A 2,584-nucleotide genomic window follows, 5' to 3' on the forward strand; every position below is an offset into this window, starting at 1 on the left:
TCTACAGCCTGATCGTTGCCGTCATCGGGGCGGTGGTTGTTCTGTGGGCCTACCATCAGTTCAGCGCAAGGCGGACGCTTTAGGCGCCTGCGGATCGTCTGAGGTTTCGAGTTTCTGAAGGCAAGACCGGCTTCAGGCCGGTATGCCCGGCTGTGGCTTGCCTATGGCATCGGGGCGGCGAAAACAAAGATCGGCGTTCCCGCAATGAAACGAGGCTAGGCGACGACGGCCAACCGGCGCTGGCGCTGATCCAGCGACACGATGGTCAGCCCGCTGCCGACGACCAGCAGGATGCCACAGACCGCCAGTGTGTTGGGGAATTGCCCGAACACCAGCAGGCCCGAAATGACCGCCCAGACGGTGAAGCAATAGTAGAACGGCGCCACGGCGCTGGTCGGTCCGACGCGATAGGCCATGAAGATGAAGAAGTGGCCGAAGATCAGGAAAAATCCAGCACCTGCCATCAGCAGCAGGTGATGCGCCCCGGGCATGACCCAGCGCTCGGAAACAAGATGCGCGGCGCCGGCGCCGATCAGCACCACCACGACGGCGGAAATCGCCACGATCATCCCCGGCACCTCGGCCGAGACCCGCCGGCCGGCTAGGTCGCGCGCCGCTGCAAGGGCTGCGTTGCCGAGCGCCAGCAGGGCATAGACCGAAATGCCTTGCATGGTCGGCTGCGCCACCATCAGCGCGCCGACGAAGCCGAGCCCGATCAGCGCCATGCGCCGGCCGCCGATCCGCTCGCCAAACAGGATCGAGGAGCCAACCAGCATCAAGAGCGGCGTGATCTGGCCGAGCGCGGTGGAATCGGCGATCTGCATGTTGGCGAGCGCGACCACATAGCAAAGGATCGCCGCCAGCTCGAGCACGTTCCGGCTCAGGACGCGCTTGTCGAAGATCAGCGGGATCTGCTTGCCGTAGCCCAGCGCGAACAGCAGCGGGAAGCCCCAGAGGGCCGCCGCGGCACCCCGCAGAAACAGCACCTCATAAGACGGCAGGCCCGCCGTCGCGAGCTTCATCATTGTATCGTTGACGAGATACGACCCCGTCGAGACGATCATGAACAGCGGGCCGCGGATAGAGACAGGGATGAAATGCATCCGGCCACAAGATCAGAGGCGGATGGCGGCGGCAATGGTCCATGGCCTGGCCATGATTCAGACAGGGCCGGGCAAGCAAGCCGGCGCTTTCGCGGCCTCGATCGGTCGGCCCGCTACCCCTTCATTTTGCCCGGAGCCTTCCTATATCAGCGCCACATCCCCGCAATCGGATCGATGGTTCGGACTGAGTGAGACGGCACCCGGCCAAAAGACGCTTGTGTTTTTTGGCCTTTGTCGCTAATCGCCCCGCATTCGACTGAACTGAAGGTCTTCGACCGAACTGAAGATCCGGGCCGTCCAAGGAAAGAGACAATGGCAAAAGGTAAATTCGAGCGTAACAAGCCTCACGTGAACATCGGCACGATTGGCCACGTCGACCATGGCAAGACGTCGCTGACGGCGGCGATCACCAAGTATTTTGGCGAATACAAGCGCTACGACCAGATCGACGCTGCCCCTGAAGAGAAGGCGCGCGGCATCACGATCTCGACGGCTCACGTCGAATACGAAACGGCCAACCGCCACTACGCTCACGTCGACTGCCCCGGCCACGCCGACTATGTGAAGAACATGATCGCCGGCGCCGCGCAGATGGACGGCGCGATCCTGGTCGTGTCGGCTGCCGACGGCCCGATGCCGCAGACCCGCGAGCACATCCTGCTGGCCCGTCAGGTCGGCGTGCCGTCGATCGTGGTGTTCCTGAACAAGGTCGACCAGGTCGACGACGCCGAGCTGCTCGAACTGGTCGAGCTCGAGGTTCGCGAGCTTCTGACCAAGAACGAATTCCCCGGCGACGACATTCCGATCGTCAAGGGTTCGGCTCTGGCTGCTCTCGAAGACTCGGACAAGAAGATCGGTGAAGACGCGATCCGCGAGCTGATGGCTGCGGTCGATGCTTACATCCCGACGCCGGTTCGTCCGCTCGACAAGCCGTTCCTGATGCCGATCGAAGACGTGTTCTCGATCTCGGGCCGCGGCACGGTGGTGACCGGCCGCGTCGAGCGCGGCGTGGTCAAGGTCGGCGAGGAGCTGGAAATCATCGGCATCCGTCCGACGACCAAGACGACCTGCACGGGCGTGGAAATGTTCCGCAAGCTGCTCGATCAGGGCCAGGCTGGCGACAACATCGGCGCGCTGCTGCGCGGCGTTGATCGTGAAGGTGTCGAGCGCGGCCAGGTTCTGGCCAAGCCGGGCACGGTGAAGCCGCACAAGAAGTTCGTGGCCGAAGCCTACATCCTGACCAAGGACGAAGGTGGCCGTCACACGCCGTTCTTCACCAACTACCGTCCGCAGTTCTACTTCCGCACGACCGACGTGACCGGCATCGTGTCGCTGCCGGAAGGCACCGAGATGGTGATGCCGGGCGACAACATCACGGTCGATGTCGAGCTGATCGTGCCGATCGCCATGGAAGAGAAGCTGCGCTTCGCTATCCGTGAAGGCGGCCGCACCGTCGGTGCCGGCATCGTCGTCACCATCAA

At 63.2% G+C, this 2,584-nt stretch carries 2 protein-coding genes; one reads left to right on the forward strand and one right to left on the reverse strand.

All coding sequences use genetic code 11. The features are described 5' to 3' along the window. Positions 1–215: 215 nt before the first annotated feature. The gene (locus EN884_RS32525) at positions 216–1,103 is read right to left on the reverse strand and encodes a DMT family transporter (protein ID WP_063168074.1); all 888 of its coding nucleotides are present in this window, start codon (positions 1,101–1,103) and stop codon (positions 216–218) included. A 312-nt stretch (positions 1,104–1,415) separates the two neighbouring features. On the opposite strand from EN884_RS32525, the gene tuf reads away from it, so the two are divergent. Further along, positions 1,416–2,584, forward strand: a 1,169-nt coding sequence (tuf, locus tag EN884_RS32530; protein ID WP_128360987.1) for an elongation factor Tu, incomplete at its 3' end; no start/stop codon positions are given.

It is taken from the genome of Mesorhizobium sp. M7A.F.Ca.AU.001.01.1.1 (genome assembly GCF_004022735.1).
GTDB lineage: Bacteria > Pseudomonadota > Alphaproteobacteria > Rhizobiales > Rhizobiaceae > Mesorhizobium > Mesorhizobium ciceri.

Excerpts from the sequence above, each read along its gene's own strand:
- EN884_RS32525 (WP_063168074.1), bottom strand. The coding sequence starts at position 1,103 with ATGCATTTCATCCCTGTCTCTATCCGCGGCCCGCTGTTCATGATCGTC.